15 protein-coding genes are annotated in these 19,002 nt (G+C 46.4%); 6 read left to right on the top strand and 9 right to left on the bottom strand.

The features are described 5' to 3' along the window. Positions 1–52 precede the first annotated feature (52 nt). The 3 genes from Q1A41_RS16105 to Q1A41_RS16095 form a co-directional block, all read right to left on the bottom strand. On the bottom strand, positions 53–820 hold the full coding sequence (locus Q1A41_RS16105; protein WP_299981066.1) for an autoinducer binding domain-containing protein: 768 nt from the start codon (positions 818–820) through the stop codon (positions 53–55). A 191-nt stretch (positions 821–1,011) separates the two neighbouring features. Further along, positions 1,012–2,133, bottom strand: a complete 1,122-nt coding sequence (gene dctP / locus Q1A41_RS16100; protein ID WP_299981064.1) for a TRAP transporter substrate-binding protein DctP — start codon at positions 2,131–2,133, stop codon at positions 1,012–1,014. A gap of 129 nt (positions 2,134–2,262) precedes the next feature. After that, the gene (locus Q1A41_RS16095; protein ID WP_299981062.1) at positions 2,263–2,667 is read right to left on the bottom strand and encodes a DUF4332 domain-containing protein; all 405 of its coding nucleotides are present in this window, start codon (positions 2,665–2,667) and stop codon (positions 2,263–2,265) included. A gap of 288 nt (positions 2,668–2,955) precedes the next feature. Here Q1A41_RS16095 and Q1A41_RS16090 point away from each other — a divergent pair, with 288 nt between their 5' ends. The 3 genes from Q1A41_RS16090 (at position 2,956) to Q1A41_RS16080 (ending at position 5,408) form a co-directional block, all read left to right on the top strand. Continuing rightward, positions 2,956–4,410 (top strand): helicase HerA-like domain-containing protein, encoded by a 1,455-nt coding sequence (locus Q1A41_RS16090; protein WP_299981060.1) that lies wholly within the window; start codon positions 2,956–2,958, stop codon positions 4,408–4,410. 70 nt (positions 4,411–4,480) lie between these two features. Then, positions 4,481–4,933: a peptidoglycan-binding protein LysM gene (gene lysM, locus Q1A41_RS16085; protein ID WP_299981057.1), complete on the top strand. Its 453-nt coding sequence runs from the start codon at positions 4,481–4,483 to the stop codon at positions 4,931–4,933. 40 nt (positions 4,934–4,973) lie between these two features. Next, a complete protein-coding gene (locus tag Q1A41_RS16080) occupies positions 4,974–5,408 on the top strand; it encodes a YidB family protein (RefSeq protein ID WP_299981055.1) in 435 nt (144 codons plus the stop codon). A gap of 72 nt (positions 5,409–5,480) precedes the next feature. Here Q1A41_RS16080 and Q1A41_RS16075 read toward each other — a convergent pair whose 3' ends face one another. The 6 genes from Q1A41_RS16075 to Q1A41_RS16050 all read right to left on the bottom strand — a co-directional run bounded on the left by Q1A41_RS16075 (position 5,481) and on the right by Q1A41_RS16050 (position 11,876). Next, positions 5,481–6,035, bottom strand: coding sequence for a hypothetical protein (locus Q1A41_RS16075; RefSeq protein ID WP_299981053.1), 555 nt, complete (start codon positions 6,033–6,035; stop codon positions 5,481–5,483). A gap of 218 nt (positions 6,036–6,253) precedes the next feature. Next, positions 6,254–8,449: a DNA helicase II gene (gene uvrD, locus Q1A41_RS16070; protein ID WP_299981051.1), complete on the bottom strand. Its 2,196-nt coding sequence runs from the start codon at positions 8,447–8,449 to the stop codon at positions 6,254–6,256. An 18-nt stretch (positions 8,450–8,467) separates the two neighbouring features. After that, positions 8,468–8,926, bottom strand: coding sequence for an isoprenylcysteine carboxylmethyltransferase family protein (locus Q1A41_RS16065; RefSeq protein ID WP_299981049.1), 459 nt, complete (start codon positions 8,924–8,926; stop codon positions 8,468–8,470). Between the two features lie 74 nt (positions 8,927–9,000). Continuing rightward, the gene (locus tag Q1A41_RS16060; protein WP_299981047.1) at positions 9,001–9,438 is read right to left on the bottom strand and encodes an RDD family protein; all 438 of its coding nucleotides are present in this window, start codon (positions 9,436–9,438) and stop codon (positions 9,001–9,003) included. 57 nt (positions 9,439–9,495) lie between these two features. After that, positions 9,496–10,341 carry a 2OG-Fe(II) oxygenase family protein gene (locus tag Q1A41_RS16055; protein WP_299981045.1) on the bottom strand — a complete coding sequence of 282 codons (846 nt, stop codon included), beginning with the start codon at positions 10,339–10,341 and terminating at the stop codon, positions 9,496–9,498. 161 nt (positions 10,342–10,502) lie between these two features. Further along, positions 10,503–11,876, bottom strand: coding sequence for a M20/M25/M40 family metallo-hydrolase (locus tag Q1A41_RS16050; protein WP_299981043.1), 1,374 nt, complete (start codon positions 11,874–11,876; stop codon positions 10,503–10,505). 229 nt (positions 11,877–12,105) lie between these two features. Here Q1A41_RS16050 and hexR point away from each other — a divergent pair, with 229 nt between their 5' ends. The 3 genes from hexR to Q1A41_RS16035 form a co-directional block, all read left to right on the top strand. Continuing rightward, positions 12,106–12,972 (top strand): transcriptional regulator HexR, encoded by an 867-nt coding sequence (hexR, locus tag Q1A41_RS16045; RefSeq protein ID WP_299981042.1) that lies wholly within the window; start codon positions 12,106–12,108, stop codon positions 12,970–12,972. Between the two features lie 112 nt (positions 12,973–13,084). Continuing rightward, a complete protein-coding gene (locus tag Q1A41_RS16040) occupies positions 13,085–14,749 on the top strand; it encodes a POTRA domain-containing protein (protein ID WP_299981040.1) in 1,665 nt (554 codons plus the stop codon). A gap of 81 nt (positions 14,750–14,830) precedes the next feature. After that, the coding region (locus tag Q1A41_RS16035) for a YDG domain-containing protein (RefSeq protein WP_299981038.1) at positions 14,831–19,002 on the top strand (4,172 nt) is incomplete at its 3' end.

Raw genomic sequence — 19,002 nt, 5'->3', positions numbered from 1 at the left:
CTGAAATAGCTTGATGCAGCGCAAGTAGCAATACAGGTTTAAGTCCCGCGAATTAAATGATTCGCAAAGCGCTAGCCTTATAGATAGCCTGGGGCAAATTCTCAGCTTTCAGCTTTTTTCGAATATTACGGGAAAAGATATTGATATTATCAATGCCAGTATTTCGTATGTCGGCGATTTGCTTTAGCTCTAAGCCTTTGGAAATCAGACTAAGAACCTCCAGCTCACTGTCGGTTAATTGCGGAAACTGTAAGCGACCGGGCCCTGCAAGCTCCTGATAGATATTGTGGTATTCCGTGATTCGCGCAAAAACCCGACACAACAGCTCTATTTGCTCTTGCTTGGGTAACACTCGCTTTTCAAATTCTTCTTGATCCATCCCCGTAGCACTGAGACCGATAGCGGCAAAAACGGCTGGGTGAGTATTAGGGAGGGGAATCGTTAAGCCATGTTGCACACCGTATTTCACTTGAAACTTGGCCATTTTCTGCGCACCAGGAGAATCAAACTCCTTGGCTTTTTCTTCACCCCATATCAGGGTGTCAGCTTTATGGGCACCCCACTGAACTTCTTCATCGTGTTCAAAAACATCGGCTTGAGAGTAAAACTCTAAAAACTCTGGGGGGTGATTAGATAAGGTTCCAAAGGTAGTTTCTATTCGATCACAGCGGCCAACCCCCATACCGTAGAAGATATGACGAATACCAAACTCTTGCAGTTTAGTGGCCAACAACTCAAAACATTCTTTAAAACTATTGGCAGCCCAAAGGACTCCCATAAACTCAATATTCTCCGCAGAGAAAATTTCCTGGCTTTCCATGCAATCTCAATCTAACTATCTAGCTCAGCAATAAAACCGTCTTATTGCCACTAATTAGCATTCTAAGTTCGAGAGGTTTTAAGCGCCAGCAGAAAAATTAGAAAGTGAGTACTACGGCACTATAGCAGAGCACAGCAGTGACCAGTGGAAGAAAAGCGCGGGCAGCTTAATCTCATCTGCCCACTAGAATTTTAATTTGCTTGGTAATAAGCCTGTTCGGAAATATCGTGATATTGCGCCGCTTGATCAGCAAATTCGCGATAATTTTCGTACACTTTGGCGAAAAAAGGATCTTTTTGTGCAAACTCGCTATACATTTCATCGGCATGTTTACGGAGTTCAGCAAGCACTTCTTTAGGTAGCTGTTTTAGCTGTACGCCATGTTCGCTGATTAAGGTTTTTAAGGCGGCATTGTTACGGGCGGTGTACTCATCCAGCATATCTTGGTTAATAGCTCTAGCGGTAGTCTCTACAATAGATTGTAAATCAGCAGGTAAAGATTCAAATGCTTCTTTATTAACCAAAAGCTCCAAAGTCGGGCCTGGTTCATGCCAACCAGGGTAGTAATAGTATTTAGCCACTTGGTGAAAACCCAAGGCCAAATCATTGTATGGGCCCACCCATTCAGTAGCATCAATAACGCCGGTTTGCAGTGCCGTATAGAGCTCACCACCCGGTATATTTACCGCAACACCACCTGCGCGATTCCAAACTTCCCCAGCCAAACCGGGTATACGCATTTTTGTGCCTTTAATATCGGCAATGTTATTAATTTCCTTGTTGAACCAGCCTGCCATTTGCACACCGGTGTTACCAGCAGGAAAAGGCATAAGGTTGAATGGGGCATAAGCTTCACGATATAGCTCCAATCCCCCACCATAAAATAACCAACCGTTCATTTCCTGGGCGTTCATGCCAAAGGGCACAGAGGTAAAAAAGGGTGAGGCTGGGATCTTACCCTTCCAGTAATAGCCGGCACCGTGTCCCATTTCTACACTGCCTGAGGAAACAGCATCGAAAACCCCAAGTGCCGGCACCAAATCACCCGCTCCATATACTTTGACCTTTAAACGGCCAGCGCTGGACTGTTCGACAATGCGAGCAAAATTCTCTGCAGCCAAGCCCAAGCCCGGTAAGCCTTTAGGCCAAGTTGTCACCATTCGCCATTCGTAGTGCTTTTGATGGCTAGCGTCGGTAGCTTGCTGGAGAGGCGTTTGATCAGATTTTTTTATAACAAGCTGCGAGATAGCCACAACTAAAGCTAGCAGCAGAAGAATGATGATCAGCGGGGACCAATACACATTTTTAGTCATTTGAAAGGCGCTATGTCGTTATCGTTTGCAATTAGGGTAATAGATATCAACAGACAAGGCCATAGAAAGGCGCTAAGGAAGACCTAGATACAGGAGAAATGGGGGTGGATAAGCACCCCCAAGAACAACTTAGTAATGAATGGCGCGAGGAAGATCTTTAGCTTGGGCCACCCAATCAGCAACCTGTGATGCCGAAGGTACTTGGCGAACTAGATTCTTCTCTTCATTAACTTCAGCCATTTTTGCCGCAAGATTCTCGGCATTACGCTGGGCCAACTCAGGCACGGTGTCTACACCGGCAAACTCTAATAAATCAGCATATTGAGTGCTGACGCCTTTAACTCGCGCCAAATCCGCACGGTTAGCCCAGTTTAGAATTTGCTTTTCGCTCAAGCCTGAAGCTTCAGCGACATCCTTACGACCAGATTTCTGGGCGCACTTTTCCAATAGATTTTCCAAGGAAGTAACGCCAGCCGCTTCTAATTTGGACGCATATACTTCACCAATACCTTCAATATCTGACAACTTAGCCATGTTCTACTCCATTAAATTGATTAAAAGGCGATCAAGTTTTGCCACTCTAACGCCCGCTTAGATGAAACGCCCGCACCCAAAAAGCTTCGCTGCATTCTCGTCAACACAAGCTTTCTAAGAGGCAACTGCCAGTGTACTTTGCACAGCTACAGATAGCGAACTCTCTGGCCTCTAGCTTGTTAGCTGCTATCTGAATTTTTGCTGAATTGACCGAAATTATTTCCTTTGATCCCGCTGGCCGTTTGCTTTAAGTTATGGCCTTTATAATGCGATAAGGAATCGGCAAAAATGAAAGAAGCAGGGATATTGGTTGGCGGTAGCGACAACGGTCAAGTCAGTATCGATCCCCGTTACGCCAACCGACACGGCCTCATAGCCGGGGCAACAGGTAGCGGTAAAACGGTAACCTTGCAGATTCTTGCCGAGGGCTTCAGCAAGCTGGGTGTGCCAGTGTTTATGGCCGACGTGAAGGGTGACCTAGCGGGTCTCGGCCAAGCAGGCAGCGCCCACCCTAAGATTCAAGAGCGCATAGATAAAATAGGCATTGAAGGCTTTGAGCATTTGCCTTTCCCGGTAAACCTGTGGGATGTCTTTGCCAAACAAGGAACAGCCGTTAGATCCACCATTTCGGAAATGGGGCCACAGCTACTTTCAGAACTTCTGGATCTAAACGAAACCCAGCAAAGCGTGATGACCTTAGCCTTTGAGTTTGCTGACGATGAAGGTTTGCTACTGGTAGACCTAAACGATCTACGCGCAGTACTGGAATACCTTGGTGATAACAGCCGCGACTTAGGCGTTGGCTTAAAAGTTAGCAAAGCCTCAGTAAATGCGATTTTAAGACGCCTAATCATGATCGAGAGAGAAGGTGGTGATTTATTCTTTGGCGAACCTGCTTTGGAGCTGGACGATTTTATTAGCCACAGCCGTCGCGGTGAAGGCATCATTAACATCTTAGCCGCCGATAAGCTTATTCAAAGCCCACGCCTGTACGCCACTTTTCTGTTATGGCTATTATCTGAACTGTTTGAAAGTCTTCCTGAGGTTGGCGACCCAGACAAACCTAAGCTGGTATTTTTCTTTGATGAGGCGCACTTACTGTTCAAAAACGCTTCTCGTGCCCTGGTCGATAAAATTGAACAGGTTGCCCGTTTGATTCGCTCAAAAGGTGTTGGTATTTATTTTGTGAGTCAAAGCCCTGCCGATATCCCAGAAGATATTCTTGGCCAACTGGGCAACCGTATACAGCATACCTTAAGGGCCTACACCCCAAAAGACCAGAAAGCAGTACGTGCTGCAGCCCAGAGCTTTCGAGCCAACCCAAACTTTGATACCGCCAAGGTGATTACTGAGCTAGGTATCGGCGAAGCCATTGTTTCGGTGTTGCAAGAGGGCGGGGTACCCAGCCAGGTTGAACGGGTACTGGTGCGCCCCCCGGAATCACGAATGGGCCCGGTAAGCGAGCAAGAGAGACAGCAGCTTATCACCGGCAATCCATTCCATCGTAAATATCAGGATTCAGTAGATCCAGATTCTGCTAGAGAGATGCTGCAGCGACGCGCGGAGCAAAGCGCTCGTGAAGAGGCTGCCGCAGAAGAAGAACAAAGCTCGAGACCCAGCCGCCGTAAAAGCAGTAACCGTCAAAGTGTCGGTGAAGCCTTTATGAAAAGCATCGCCCGCAGTATTGGCTCGAGCATTGGTCGTAAGCTGATTCGAGGCGTGCTGGGTTCTTTATTGAAGTAAGTTTTAAAGTTGCGCTCAAAAGGCGCTGTTTTAGGGGAAATCCCCACCATCACAACAAAGGTAAATAGAAATGGGATTATTTGATTTTGCCAGCGACTTGGGTAAAAAACTGTTCGGCAGCGAGGAAGAAGCTGGTGATAAACTCAAAGAACATGTTGAAAGTGACAACCCTGGTGTAAAAGACCTACAAGTCCAAGTAGAAGGTGGCGTAGCCAAAGTAAGCGGTGAGGCCGAATCACCCAGCGCCTTTGAAAAGGCCATCTTAATGGTGGGTAATGCCCTGGGTATCAGCTCAGTACAAGCCGAAGAGATGACCGTACAAGGCGAACCAGCGGTAGAGCCTGCTGTCGAAGAAGTACAATACTATGTGATTCAGTCTGGCGACTCACTTTGGAAGATTGCCTCGGAATTCTATGGCAATGGCGCTAAGTACCAAGCTATCTTCGAAGCTAACCGCGAAGTGATTAAAGACCCTGATTTGATCTACCCTGGTCAAAAAATTCGTATCCCAAAGCAAGACTAGCTCTGGGCTGTTAACCTAAGCTTCATAAAAGGTGTTTACAATGGACATCAATAGTATTTTACAAATCGGCGCACAGCTGTTTCAGAGCAAATTATCTGAGCAAGGCCAAAACTTAGACCTAGGCGCTATTTTACCAGCCCTGACTGGATTACTATCCGACGGTAGCGGTAAGGTCGATATTGGCTCTTTAGTTTCTAATATGGACGCAGGTGATATGTTGAATATTGCCCAATCTTGGTTGGGTAATGGTTCTAATGAAGGAATTTCAGCAAATCAGTTGACCCAGATTTTAGGACAAAATAAAATCACCGACTTCGCATCCCAGCTATCACTGAATGAAGATCAGGCGATTAGCGGTTTGCAGGAGGCTATACCAAATATTGTGGATAAATCCTCAAATGATGGTAGCCTATTGGATATGGTTGGGGGCGTTTCTGGCGCACTCAATTTGGCAGGTAAGTTATTTGGCCGCTAGGCCCATCAGCCTGCCACATCTGTAAAGAACACAACTGCTTAAGCACGGGCCTCTGGCCCGTTTTTTTTGCCTCTAATTCGACACTTCCCCTTTCACAGCTTCATTCTTAATGCCCCAATATTGTTCAATCTCTTGCTCTATATATTTCACACTCTGTTTTTCGGGGACATTTTTAAGTAAGCAGTAATCCTTGCCGTCGTTGCTCAGCGAGCGCAGCTCATAAGTAATAATAGTGCCGTTCTCGTCTCGACGATGATGCCGATTGACATAGAGCTGCTTAATATCAGTTCGCTTAAAGGTTTTGCCCAATAATAAAGGCAGCGGGCGGTGGCTGATCTGCAGGCGATCAGGGAAGGTGCGAACAGAGCTGTGGTTGATAATTTGAGTTAAACCATAATAAGCAATCACTGCACCAACGAGCAGCAATAAAATCTGCAGCTGCTCGCTATAGGGCATATCTTGTAAAGCCATTGGCCCTTCTCGATACAAAAAGCCAAACCACAAGATACCAAAAACTAGGTAGCCAAAAGATTTCCAAGTGCGCCAATAACGTTTTAGCTCTATACCATTGGCATGTTTAACAACTGTAACGCTTTCCGGCAAACCATAACCTTGTTTTACACTCATGGAGCCTCCTTGAGTAAATTAGAAAATGGCGATACTACTTGATTCGCTGTTTTTTGATTCTGCTAATTAGACGAAACGAAATGATTAAATAGGAGCAGGCATGCTGCGCACTGCAGGCATTCAATGGAATATGCGGTTTGGCGGACACTTAATAGGTATAAGTCCTGCCACCTAGCTGTGGCAGGACGATAAGCACCGCATGTTTTAGATTATCGAACTTAGATGGGGTCTAGTTTGGCGCCGGCAATTAACCACTTGGTGCCAGCATCGTCAAAGTTGATTTGAATTTTATTACCTTCAAAATGCAAAATGGTGCCTTCACCAAAGCTTGGGTGCAAAACTCGTTGCCCTAAGCTTAAGCCGGAATCGCCACCGTCATCAGAAAGTCGCCCAGCTAGTTTGCGCTGCCCGGTTCGCGATCGACTCTGGGCCGCATCACCATAATTGCTTCCAAAGCTAACCGGGCGGCTAATTGCCGTTTTAAGGCGAACCTCCTCAATTAGACCATCAGGGATCTCTTTAACAAAACGCGATACCTGATTAAAGGTTTCGGAGCCATACATACGACGGCTTTCAGCATAGCTAATATAGAGCTTTTGCATTGCTCGGGTGATGCCCACATAGCAAAGACGTCGTTCTTCCTCCAAGCGCCCCGGCTCTTCGGCTGACATGCGATGGGGAAACAAGCCCTCTTCGACACCCGCCATAAAGACTAAAGGAAACTCTAGACCTTTTGCGGTGTGTAATGTCATTAATTGAACGGCATCTTCAAACTCATCGGCTTGCGCCTCACCGGCATCCAGTGCTGCACCATCCAAAAATTCTTCTAGTGGGCTTAGCTCATCATTTTCCGGATTAAAAGCACGGCAGGCATTGATCAGTTCCTGCAGGTTTTCTACACGCGCCTGACCTTTTTCACCTTTTTCTTTTTCGTGAAACTCAATCAAGCCCGAGCTATTAATCACCGCCGATGCGATATTCTCTAAACTGAGCTCCTGGGTTTGATTATCCAATTCATTGAGTAAAGCACAAAAGGCGCCAACAGAATTGGCAGCTCGTGCCGTAAGACCTTTATTGTTGACCATCTGCTCAGCAGCATCCCACATGGAGCAGCCTTGCTCGCGCGCAAATAAACGAATGCCATCGACGGTCTTACTGCCAATACCACGAGTAGGCGTATTAATTACCCGCTCAAAGGCCGCATCGTCGTTACGATTAATAATAAGGCGCATATAGGCTAAAGCGTTTTTAATTTCTAAGCGCTCATAGAAACGCTGGCCACCGTATATACGATAGGGGACCGCTTCACGCAATAAGGCTTCTTCCAAGATACGGGACTGGGCATTGGATCGGTAAAGAATGGCACAGTTCGTTAAGCTATTACCTTTGCGCTGCCAATCCTCAATACGCTCAACAATAAAACGGGCTTCGTCTTGCTCATTAAAACCGGCATAAAGTGAAATCTTTTCACCATCATCACCATCAGTGCGCAGTGTTTTACCTAAGCGGCCCGCATTGTTTTCAATAACGGCATTGGCTGCATCTAGAATGGTGCGAGTGGAGCGATAGTTTTGTTCTAGGCGAACTGTTTCTACACCTTGAAAATCTTGACTGTAACGCTGAATATTTTCGATCTTAGCGCCACGCCAACCGTAGATAGACTGATCATCATCACCGACGGCCGTCACCGCACAGCGATCACCGGCCAACACTCTAAGCCAAGCGTACTGAATAGTGTTGGTATCTTGAAACTCGTCCACCAAAACAAAAGGGAAGCGATCTTGGTAGTGTTGCAATAAGCGCGGATTGTTTAACCAAAGCTCATGGGCTCGCAGCAACAGTTCACCAAAATCAACCATACCGCCACGCTGACAAGCTTCTTCATAGCTTCGATAGATTCGCACTAACGTTTCTTGGTGAGGGTCACCATGGGTTTGAATATAATCTGGACGCAGGCCTTCGTCTTTATTGTGATTAATAAACCACTGAGTTTGCTTCGCTGGCCAGCGCTCTTCATCAAGTTGTAAACCTTGGCTAACACGTTTTATTAAACGCAGCTGATCATCACTATCGAGAATCTGAAAATTCTGGGGTAGCTTTGCTTCCTGCCAGTGGGCTTTCAATAGACGGTGGGCAATACCATGGAAGGTACCGACCCACATACCACGCGGATTAAGGCCCAAGAGCTCTTCAATCCGACCGCGCATTTCCCGCGCCGCCTTATTGGTAAAGGTCACCGCCATTATAGAAAACGGTGATACCCGCTCCACTTGAATAAGCCAGGCAATGCGATGCACCAGCACCCGAGTCTTACCCGAGCCCGCACCAGCCAAAATGAGTTGATTGCCCGCCGGCGCTGAAACCGCCTGACGCTGAGCATCGTTTAATTGATCTAAAATAGGGGATACGTCCATGACCCTAGTTTAACAGAGTCAGAGCCAGCGGCGTACCTTCGCTTGGTATTGTGCAAAAGCCTCAGGGAATTTCTTCTGTAGCTGCCTTTCCTCTGGGCTAATTTGATAACGGTTCATGTACACAATAAACAATGGAACGGCGGCAATCGCCGGCAGGCTTCCTGTTAGCAGAACCGCCGCAGCGATGAACACTGCAAAGCCCAGATACATTGGGTTGCGGCTTAAGCGGAATGCTCCGCTGCAGATAAGGTCGCTTGTTGCTCTTGGGTTGCGCGGATCCACAGTAGTATTTGCAAAGTGACACTGCAATACCGCAACCGCACAAATACCAGCCGCGATAAAACATAATAAAGCCGCCAAGCCGGCCTGGGCTGAGAAGCCAATTGATAGCATTGGTAAAAGCAAATGCAGCAGAAATACCAAGCCGATAAAAATAAACATCAACACTAGTGGCGGTATTTTTAACTCTAGTCGCATGCAAGCTTCCTATTGATAAGGCCTTAGAATCTGGTTACTGCTTAAGGGGCCCATTACTGGGTTAGACGAGGAATCTAACCATTTTCGTTTTGCTTAGGCTCTTCAATAATCACTAAAGTTCCTGCCAACTTATCGTGGAAGCCCTGTTTACGTGGATCAAATGCGACCCAAATAAAACCCAGGAACAAAGGAATGATGCAGACCATATAGGCAAAATAGCGCCCAATTGTTTGACCAATGCCAAGACGCCCAAGGGTTTGGGCATCAACGATCTTAATACGGAAAATCATTTTGCCTGGAGTAGCTGACTTGTAATACCAAAATAGCCAGACGGCCAACATCGGCATCACAAACCTTACTATAGAGGTGCCACTGCCCGGTTCGCTGTAGCGGCTTAAATCAAAATCTACTAGCCACAGTGCGAGAGGAACAATAATCAAAGAGAATACAAAACCATCAACAATATGGGCCACAAAGCGTATCCAAAAGCCTGCGTATTTTGGAGAGTCCATAAGCTTCCTAAATGAATTATTAAGGTTGCTCAGCAGTGTAGCCCACTGTTGCCGTTTTTACATTACCCCCAGTTCTCTTAGGCGTTCTTGCAAGTACTCTTTAGCAGTATAACGCTCAGATAACTTTACTTCAGGGCGTGGGTGTAAAAACAATGGCAGGGAGATTCGCGCCCGGCGGCTATCGCTACCTTCTGGGTTAATGACTCGATGGGTAGTCGAAGGGAAATAATGGCCCGATGCTTCTTGTAACATATCGCCAATATTAATAATCAAGTTACCAAACTCACAAGGAATATCTAGCCACTCACCTTCTTTGGTCAGCACTTGCAAACCAGGCTCATTAGCCGCCGGAAGAATGGTCAGCAAATTGATGTCTTCATGGGCCGCTGCGCGAATAGCACCTGGCTCTTCATCACCTTGAAACTCAGGGTAGTGTAGAACACGCAATAAGGTCTTTTGGCTGCCGTCGATCATATTGGTCAACGGCTCGCTGTAGTGGCTGGCCACATCGGCAGGGCTATTGCCCTCTACCCAGGTCAGCAACTCACGAGCTAGGCCATTGGCCTGTTCATAGTAGCTGTGAATCTCGTCTTTTAACTCCGCTGGGCACTGGCCCCAAGTGTAATAGTGAAAGTACTCTTTAATATCTTTCACTTCATGACCCTTGGCCACCTCGGAAACCGATTTAGGGAAAAAGCCGTCTTGGGTATCCACATTAAACTGAAATTGCTCTTTCTCGGAGCCATCGAAGAATTGCTTCCAATTGCTATAGATAGAGCTCACCAAATCTTTCGAGATAGGGTGGTTTTTGAGTACACCAAAACCGGTGTCTTTTAGGGATTGCACAAAGCGGGCTTGAGCATCTGGGGCCTGGTAATCAACGGCCTCGATACGGGTAGTCATAACATTCTCCAATAAAGCGATGGGGCTAGCCCCATGGTCGGCGGCATTATCGCATTATTGCTCGGGAAATACCCAATCTAGATCAATCGCTTTTCTCGCCGCATTGAGCGGCGAGAAAAGCAATGGCTCAGCGCCCGGTAGAACTACCAAGCGGCATCAATTTACTTTCGAAAATCAATCAAACTATTGGCGGTTAACCATGCAAAAGCGGTGTACACAGCAGAAGCTTGACGCATGGTCTCTGGTGGGACATTCGCCATGGTGTCATTTTCAGTGTGATGGTAATCAAAGTAGTCGCTTAGATCCGAATCAAAGTTGATCGCTGGCATGCCCGCTTTACCCAATACGGAGATATCCGACTGACCTTTTGCGGAGTTTGAGGGATGCAGTGCTACCCCATAAGGCTTTAATAGCTCCGCCATTTGCTTAATAGCCGCTAAAGATTGCTCACCCACACCTGGGCGCAGCTGATGAATCATGCGAGTGCCGGAATCCCACTCAGCACCAATGATGTGATTACCCAAGATTCCTTTGTTTTTCTCGTAGTACTGTTTTACGCCTATCAGGCCGATTTCTTCGGCACCAAACAAGATCACCCGAATAGAGCGCTTCGGCTTCTTGCCACTATCGATAATATGCTTGGCAGCGGCCATTGTGATCGCGACGCCCATACCATCATCAATAGCGCCAGTACCTACATCCCAGCTATCTAAATGAGAACCCAAAACCACAAAATCCTCAGGGCGCTCAGTGCCGGTAACTTCGCCGATCACGTTGGCAGTTTTCACGTCTGGGGTGGCTTTTGAGCTGATCTTCACTTTTAGTGCAACCTGCTCGCTGCGCTTAAGCATGCTTTCCAACAAATCCGCGTCAGGAATCGAAAGGGCCGCTGCTGGGATCGTAGACTTGCTACCTTGGGCACCGGTATGGCCGATACGGTCGTTATCTGTACCCACTGAGCGAATGAGTACAGCCGAAGCGCCTTTGCTGGCCGCTACTTCTGAGCCCAAGTAACGTTGCTTACCCGCTACGCCATAATCGGCACCATCAATAGAAGGCTTCATCTGATAGCCTATATAGGCAATCTTTCCTTTCAAGCTGCCATCAGCAGCTGCTTTTAAAGCATCTAGGTTTTCAAAAGCGACGACGTCTGCGGTTACGCCTTCAGGCGGTGTTGGCACGCTGCCACCAAGTGCAATGGCCACCATACGCTGAGGAAAAGGCGATACCGCCTCAACACTGATCTCACCACGCTCCCAGCCCGGGGTGGTAACTGTCTCGGTCCAAACTCGATCAAAACCCAGCGCTTTCATCTTGGCTACTGCCCAGTCGATTCCCGCCTTGTCACCTGGCGTACCCACTCGGCGAGGGCCCACTTCTGTACTGAGGCTTTCATCAAGCTCATAGGCCAGCTCAGACTTTCCTGCCTTCTCAGCTAGGGCCTTGGCCTGCTGCAGGTTTTCTGGGCTAAATTGCGCGGCCATTAGCGCCACAGGGGCTATTAAGGACGCCACGCCCACTAGGGCTTTTTGCATAAAAGTTCGCTTCACGAGATCACCAATAAGGTCTAATTGTTTGTATTTCAGGCAGTTATAGGGGTTTTTAGCTGCTATACATCAGCTTATGTAGAAAAATTACATATTTTTGCTGTATTTACTACATATCTTGGCTACTATTTTCCAGTGCTTAAAAACCCGTTACTAAATAGAACGATAAAAAGCCCAATAACAGCAATATTGAACGTAGGATGGAGCTGAAATCACCGTGAAGCCAGCTGAATTAACACAACGAATCTCCGAAGCCTTAGATGACATGCGCAAATCCGAGCGCAAAGTGGCCGAGTATGTGCTTAGCCACCCGGGCGACATTATTCATATGCGGATCGTCGATCTGGCGGCCAAATCTGAGGTTAGTGAACCCACTGTAGTGCGCTTTTGCCGCGCGGTTGATTGTGATGGCTTTCAGGAGTTTAAGCTGCAGCTGGCCCAGCAGCTGGCGTCTAGCCCAAGCTTTGGTCAAATTGCCGTTACTGAAACTGATGCAGTGGAGGAGTTTACCCAAAAGGTTTTCGATTCAACGGTAGATACCCTGCTACAGGTTCGCGATCGTTTAAACCCGGAAATTCTCGACCAAGCGGTTAGCGCTTTATGTGCTGCGAATCGAGTAGAGTTTTACGGCTTTGGTGCATCGGGTGCGGTAGCTGCAGATGCACAACACAAATTCTTCCGCTTGCAATTAGCCACAGCAGCCCATTCTGATCACCACATTCAAAATATGTCAGCGATGAGTATGCAGCCTGGCGATGTGGTAGTGGCTATCTCTCAAAGTGGGCGCACAAAAGCGCTTTTACACTCTATGGAAATGGTTAAAGCCATGGGTGGGATTGTCATTGGTCTAGCACCTAGCGGTACACCTGTAATCAAGAACGCCAGCATCCCCATCGAAGTTGATGTCGAAGAAGATATCGAGATCTATACACCATTATCTTCTCGAATTGCTCACTTGGTAATTATCGATGTTTTAGCTATCGGTGTAGCGCAACGTAAGGGCCCTGAACTTCACGATCATTTATTCAAACTAAAGCAGGGGCTTCGATCTCTGCGAATTCAGCCTGAAGACAGAGTTAAGTAAACCCCCTTTAAAATGTTTGGCTGGTTTTGCTTGGACGGCTTTGTTTAAGCAAAACTGCTGTGAGAGTATTCCTTGACTGTCCATTAAAAATGGAGTCATGGAGCGATCTCACATGTTTTCCTCATACAGCAAAATGATTGGCTGTTTTACGGTAGGGACACTTTGCACTTTTAGTAGTTTTTCCCTAACCGCACAACAAATTCCGCCCACATCGGGCAGCCTCAATAAACAAAATGAATCTTTGCCTGAAATAAAGCCCAAGGCTAAAGAGAGTGTTTTCGAACAATTTAATGACGAAGCCGAAGAACCCGCTAGCAAAGGGCCCTTCGTTAAGATTAAAAAAATACGCATCGAGGGCGCAAGGCAAATTAGCCAAGACGATATCCTTGAAAACCTGCAGGATGAAATTGGAAAGCAGCACGACTTTTCAAGCCTTAAACAAGTCGCCCTACGAGTAACTCGGCAATATCGAGACAAAGGCTATTTTACCGCTTGGGCTTATCTTCCCGCACAAAGTATCGCTAATGGCGAATTGGTGATTATTGTTTTAGAAGGGCAGATTGAAGAAATCATCGTAGAGGATACCGGCCGCTTAAATCCCAAAGTTACTCGTCGCTTTATCGACCGTATTCAACAAGACGCCAGCCTCAAAACTGATCAGCTCGAAAAACAACTACGCCTATTAAATGATCTGCCTGGTGTAAAAGCCAAAGCTCGACTTATTCCTGGCGAAAAATTAGGTGGCAGCGTTTTAAAACTTGCTACTACCGATACGCCGATATTCAACGGTAATATATCGCTTGATAATCTAGGCAACCGATTTACCAATGCTACTCGCCTTGGAACATTACTCCAAAGTAATAATGCCTTTGGTTATGGCGAATACTTACAAGTGCGACTGGCTAGCAGCGAAGAGGGCTACCAATTCGCTCAGCTAAGAGCTGGCTTACCAGTTGGCAGTTATGGTGGCCGAATTAATTTCGGTGTTCAGCGCAGTGACTACGAGTTACAAAAGCAATTTAAATCTTTGGGCGCGGAAGGTGATAATGTTCAATTTGATATCAACTATCAACATCCATGGGTACGCAGTCTAAGCTACAACCTAAATAGCGCCATCACCTTTAGACGATCAGTTTACCAAGACAGCAACAACAACCTTGGACAATTTAGTGATCGAGAAATTGACGCTGTCGAATTCAGTATTAGCGGTGACTACGTTGATGAAGAATCAAGCTTCAGCCAATTTTCGGCCAGTATTGCTTTAGGTGATGTAAACGACGATCTGCTTGCCGATAACTCCGACTTATACAATATCAAAGACAGCTTCAGCCGCCTTCTGCTCACAGGTCAACATAGCCGCTGGTTAAATGAAAATTGGCGCTTGCAAGTAAGAGCCGTAGCCCAGCTTTCAGAGAATAATTTAAATAGCAGTGAAAAACTATTACTTGGTGGTCCACAGGGAATTCGCGCATATCCACAAGGCGAGTCATTAGTCGATCAGGGCGCCTTAATCTCCTCCGAAATTTTCTATCACTACAATTCTCAATGGCTTTTTTCGGCTTTTCTTGAGGGTGCCATGGGTGAAAGGTATGTCGATCCGCTGCCAGGCGATATTAACAACGATCGAGAGCTCTCTGGTGCTGGCTTCGCCCTACAGTGGCGTCCGAACGAAGATTGGTTCTTAAGCTTGAGTAGTGCATGGAGAACCGATAGCGCTCCACTCAGTGACGAAGATAAAAGCCCTAGGCTTTGGGCCCAAATCATTTGGCAATTCTAAAAACTCAATAATCCTCGGCCTAAAAAAAGCAGCTCGGAAGGCTGCTTTCGCCAAGGCAAGACAATAAAAGAGGGAATCACTATGAACCGCACTTTTCAGCATATCTGGAACCTTTCCTTAGGTCAGTGGCAAGTCGCCGGAGAACAGGCTAAGCAAAAGCGCAATAGTAGCGGCAGCACGAAACGCTCCCTCGCTAAATCGATAAGTACGATTATTTTTCTTGCCAATGGCCAGCTGGTTCTAGCATTACCAACCGGCGGTACAGTCGCACAAGGTAGTGCGCAAATTTCCGAAAACGGAAGCGTCATGACCGTTGACCAAGAAAGCCAACGCACGGTTATTAATTGGAATAGCTTCGACATTGACAGTAATGAAACAGTCAACTTCAACCAGCCCAATCAAAACTCAGTCGCTTTAAATAGAATTCTTGGCTCCAATGCCAGCCAGATATTCGGCCAACTCAATGCCAATGGCCAAGTCTTCCTAGTTAATACAAATGGCGTTACTTTCGCTCCGGGGTCCCAGGTCAATGCCGCCGCCATTGTTGCATCTACTTTAGATATAAGTGATGCCGATTTTATGGATGACAAACTAGTATTTGTTAATAGCGATGATAATCGCTCGAGAGTTATCAATCAGGGAAGTATTCACGCGAGTACCATTGCCCTATTAGGCAATCAGGTCTCTAATCAGGGCTATTTAATCGCGAGTACATCTAATTCCGGGCGAGCGAATGTCGCAATGGCCGCTGGTGATCGAATTGTGCTGAGTTTCGGCGCAGGGGGCTTGCTAGACTTAGAAGTCGACCGCGGCACCTACGATGCATTAGTAGAAAACAAATCGATAATAGAGGCCAATGGCGGTCAAATACTAATGTTGGCACAGGCGGCTAGTCAACTTAGCGCTGCCACAGTAAACAACGAGGGTATCGTACAAGCACAAGGTCTCGCCGAGAAAGACGGAAAGATTGTTTTACTCGCTGATATGACAAGCGGAACCCTAAATAATAGTGGAACCTTAGATGTTTCAAGTAGCGATGGCGCAGGTGGGTTTATAGAAACTTCTGCGGCGGATGTTAATATCTCACAAGATACAAAAGTTCTATTAAGCGGGAATGGAAGCAATGGTACATGGCTAATTGACCCCAATGACATTGTTATTTCAAATTCTGCTGGTGCCGATGTTAACGCTAGTACTCTAAGCAACACGCTAAACGGTGGCGGAAGCATAAGCATCCAAACTACAAACCAGGGTAGCCCAAGCGGCAATGGTGATATTTCGGTAAATGACGAGATTAGCTGGTCCGCAGACAACTCAGTACTGACTCTTCAAGCTGAAAATAATATCAATATAAACGCCAACATTAGCAGTAGCGGTGATAACTCAGGGGTTCAGCTCTATAGTGGTTTAAGCTTTGACTCTTCAAGCAATAGTTGGAGTCAAACTCTAGGTAGTGGATTTGACTTTGATAGCTTCGCCCGCAATCAAAAAATTCAATTAGCTGATGGTATAAAAATTACTTTGACTGGCGCAGACGCCGTTTACTTGGAAGACGGGGTAGCGTTCGAAGTAATAAATGGTAATAACTCGGATATCGGTTCAACGGCGGCAGAATCAGCAATAGATGAACTAGAAGCTATTGGTAATGGCCATTATGTACTAGGTGATAGTATTGATGCTTCGGGAAAAAACTTTGATCCAATAAATAACTTCGCTGGTGGCATTAATGGGCTTGGACATGACATTGATAACCTGAATATTGATCGAGGCAGCGATAACAATGTGGGTCTAATCAGTCAAGGAGCTGATTCAGGTAGCTATTTCAAAAACTTCTCTTTAAACAACGCCAATATAGTCGGCCGCAGTAATGTTGGCACTCTAATCGGTGCTAGCAATAATACCTATATCGAGAATATCGACAGCCAAGGCAGCGTTCAGTCTTCAGGCAACAACCGTGCCCAAGTCGGTGGACTCGCGGGCAGAGCATCTTCTTCAACCATCATCAACAGCCATTTTTCAGGTGACATTTCAGCACATGCCAATAATGTTGGCGGTCTTATCGGAAACGCAGATGGTAGCACTATAGAGTCATCAAGCTATGATGGCGATATTACAATTAGACAAGCAAGTAATCAGAGAGAGAATATTGGTGGCTTAGCCGGGTCTGCCACTGCAACTCGCATTAGCGACTCCCAAGTCAACGCGAATATCTCTGCACTAGATTCAGCCAGATACGTTGGCGGTGTTGTGGGCTTTTCCGATCAACTCACTTTGCAATCCGTTCAATTTGATGGCGACGTTGCCGGCGGAGAGGCAACCGGCGGCATCTTGGGCAATGGAAAAAACCTACAGTTTGATAATATTACCGCTAGCGGCTCTGTCACAGGTCGAGATGGACGACCAGCTATTGGTGGCTTGGTTGGATTTTTGACTTCAAATAATGGCTCCCCCAGCTCTACATTTAGCAATATCAATCTCAGCAATAGTGTAAGCGGCGATTATCGTGTAGGTGGCTGGTTTGGTATTGCTACAGATCTGGTACTCAATAACGCACGCAGCACACAGACAATCAATGGCGATCAAGCAACCGGCGGAATTATTGGTTATAGCGTGAGAGTTACCATTAACGGCGCCGAATATACCGGAAATATAGAAGGTGAGCGCCGTCGCCATGGTGGCATCATAGGTCGCGCCAAAGATACTACTGTTAACAATGCATTATTTAACGGCGAAATAAAAAATACCGGAGAAACCGGGGGCATTATAGGCTTTGGTCAAAATAGCCATATAAACAATTCAGAAACATACGGAAACATCGTCAATACCGAATCCCGAGCCGGCGGCCTTGTCGGGAATCTTGAAGGCGGTAGCATTCAAAATAGCTTTTCTCTGATGGATGTTAGCTCTGTCGACAATGTTGGTGGCCTTGCAGGGTTGTTCACCAATAGCACCATCAATAATAGTTACAGCACTGGACAAATCAGTGGCAACGATAACGTCGGGGGACTAATCGGTAACGCTAACAATAGCCAAATAAGTAATAGCTATGCCGTAGGTGATATCGAGGCTAGCGGCTCCAATGGTGGAGGGCTTATTGGTAACTTAACAAATAATTCTTCTATCACGACCAGTTATGCTCGGGGTGAAGTAGACTCAGCAGGTAACTTCGGTCTTGTTGGAAATTCCAGCGCTAGTAGTTCAATCGACAATAGCTATTGGAATGCACTTGCAAACAGCGGTGGCATAGCAGGTTCAGCAAGCGTCAGTAATAGCGTAGGACTAAGCACAGAAGCCTTACTTAATTCACAGAGTAGCTATCAAGGTTTCGATTTTTCTGCCTGTGGCGGCGGTGGCGTTTGGTGTATCTCAGAAGGTAATACGACCCCGGGAATTAATTCTCTATACCGAAACGTTGGTGTATCCATCTTAAGTAGCGGTGCAACAACTTTCACCTACAATGGAGAGAGGAGATCAACAAGCCTAAACTATATATACAACGTTTTAGCAAGTGACCTATTAGTTGAAGGAAATTCGGTTAGTACAAACTCCGAAAACGCAGGAACTTATACTGGCTCGAATCTAATCTACGATATCTTTTCGTCCCAATATAATATAACTGTCTCAGGCTCCGCAATAAGTTTAACTATCGATCCCAAGCAGCTTACGATTGCCGCTGTTATAGACGATAAAGTTTATGATGGCAACACGAACGCCACTATCAACTCGATAGATCTAAGTGGCCTAGTCTCTGGAGATGACGTAAGCATTGACGGTGGCACTGCAGCATTTACCAATAAAAATGTCGGTCAAAATAAAACGGTCAATGTCTCAGGGTTAACTATTAGCGGAGACGATTCTGGTAATTACTCCATTTCAGTTGCTAATTCTCAAGCCGACATAAGCCCTAAAGAAATTAACGTATCCGGCACTGCCAGCAATAAAGAGTATGATGGGAACAACTCAGCGGATGTGGAATTTTCACTAGCAGGTGTAATCAGTGGGGATACAGTTACCGCGAATACTAGTAACAATAGCTTCGAAGATAAAAATGTAGGTCAAGGCAAGACGGTAACTTCAACAAATATTACTTTAGCTGGCGGCGACAGCGGTAACTATACCCTCGCCAATACAACGAGTACTGACACTGCGGACATTACTCCTAAACAAGTTACCATTACCGGTACAGCCGCCGATAAAATCTACGACAGCACTCGTGATGCCGACATCACCGCCAGCACCACAGACTTTATCGC

Origin of the sequence: uncultured Pseudoteredinibacter sp., from assembly GCF_947502065.1 — a bacterium.
In the GTDB taxonomy this organism is placed as follows: Bacteria; Pseudomonadota; Gammaproteobacteria; order Pseudomonadales; family Cellvibrionaceae; genus Pseudoteredinibacter.
Note: the sequence above shows the minus strand (reverse complement) of the source record. Positions and strands in the feature narration are given on the sequence as shown.

Excerpts from the sequence above, each read along its gene's own strand:
- Q1A41_RS16090 (WP_299981060.1), top strand. The coding sequence starts at position 2,956 with ATGAAAGAAGCAGGGATATTGGTTGGCGGTAGCGACAACGGTCAAGTC.
- Q1A41_RS16095 (WP_299981062.1), bottom strand. The coding sequence starts at position 2,667 with ATGGCTAAGTTGTCAGATATTGAAGGTATTGGTGAAGTATATGCGTCC.
- dctP (WP_299981064.1), bottom strand. The coding sequence starts at position 2,133 with ATGACTAAAAATGTGTATTGGTCCCCGCTGATCATCATTCTTCTGCTG.
- Q1A41_RS16055 (WP_299981045.1), bottom strand. The coding sequence starts at position 10,341 with ATGACTACCCGTATCGAGGCCGTTGATTACCAGGCCCCAGATGCTCAA.
- uvrD (WP_299981051.1), bottom strand. The coding sequence starts at position 8,449 with ATGGACGTATCCCCTATTTTAGATCAATTAAACGATGCTCAGCGTCAG.
- Q1A41_RS16075 (WP_299981053.1), bottom strand. The coding sequence starts at position 6,035 with ATGAGTGTAAAACAAGGTTATGGTTTGCCGGAAAGCGTTACAGTTGTT.
- Q1A41_RS16105 (WP_299981066.1), bottom strand. The coding sequence starts at position 820 with ATGGAAAGCCAGGAAATTTTCTCTGCGGAGAATATTGAGTTTATGGGA.
- Q1A41_RS16080 (WP_299981055.1), top strand. The coding sequence starts at position 4,974 with ATGGACATCAATAGTATTTTACAAATCGGCGCACAGCTGTTTCAGAGC.
- Q1A41_RS16050 (WP_299981043.1), bottom strand. The coding sequence starts at position 11,876 with ATGCAAAAAGCCCTAGTGGGCGTGGCGTCCTTAATAGCCCCTGTGGCG.
- lysM (WP_299981057.1), top strand. The coding sequence starts at position 4,481 with ATGGGATTATTTGATTTTGCCAGCGACTTGGGTAAAAAACTGTTCGGC.
- Q1A41_RS16065 (WP_299981049.1), bottom strand. The coding sequence starts at position 8,926 with ATGCGACTAGAGTTAAAAATACCGCCACTAGTGTTGATGTTTATTTTT.
- Q1A41_RS16040 (WP_299981040.1), top strand. The coding sequence starts at position 13,085 with ATGTTTTCCTCATACAGCAAAATGATTGGCTGTTTTACGGTAGGGACA.
- Q1A41_RS16060 (WP_299981047.1), bottom strand. The coding sequence starts at position 9,438 with ATGGACTCTCCAAAATACGCAGGCTTTTGGATACGCTTTGTGGCCCAT.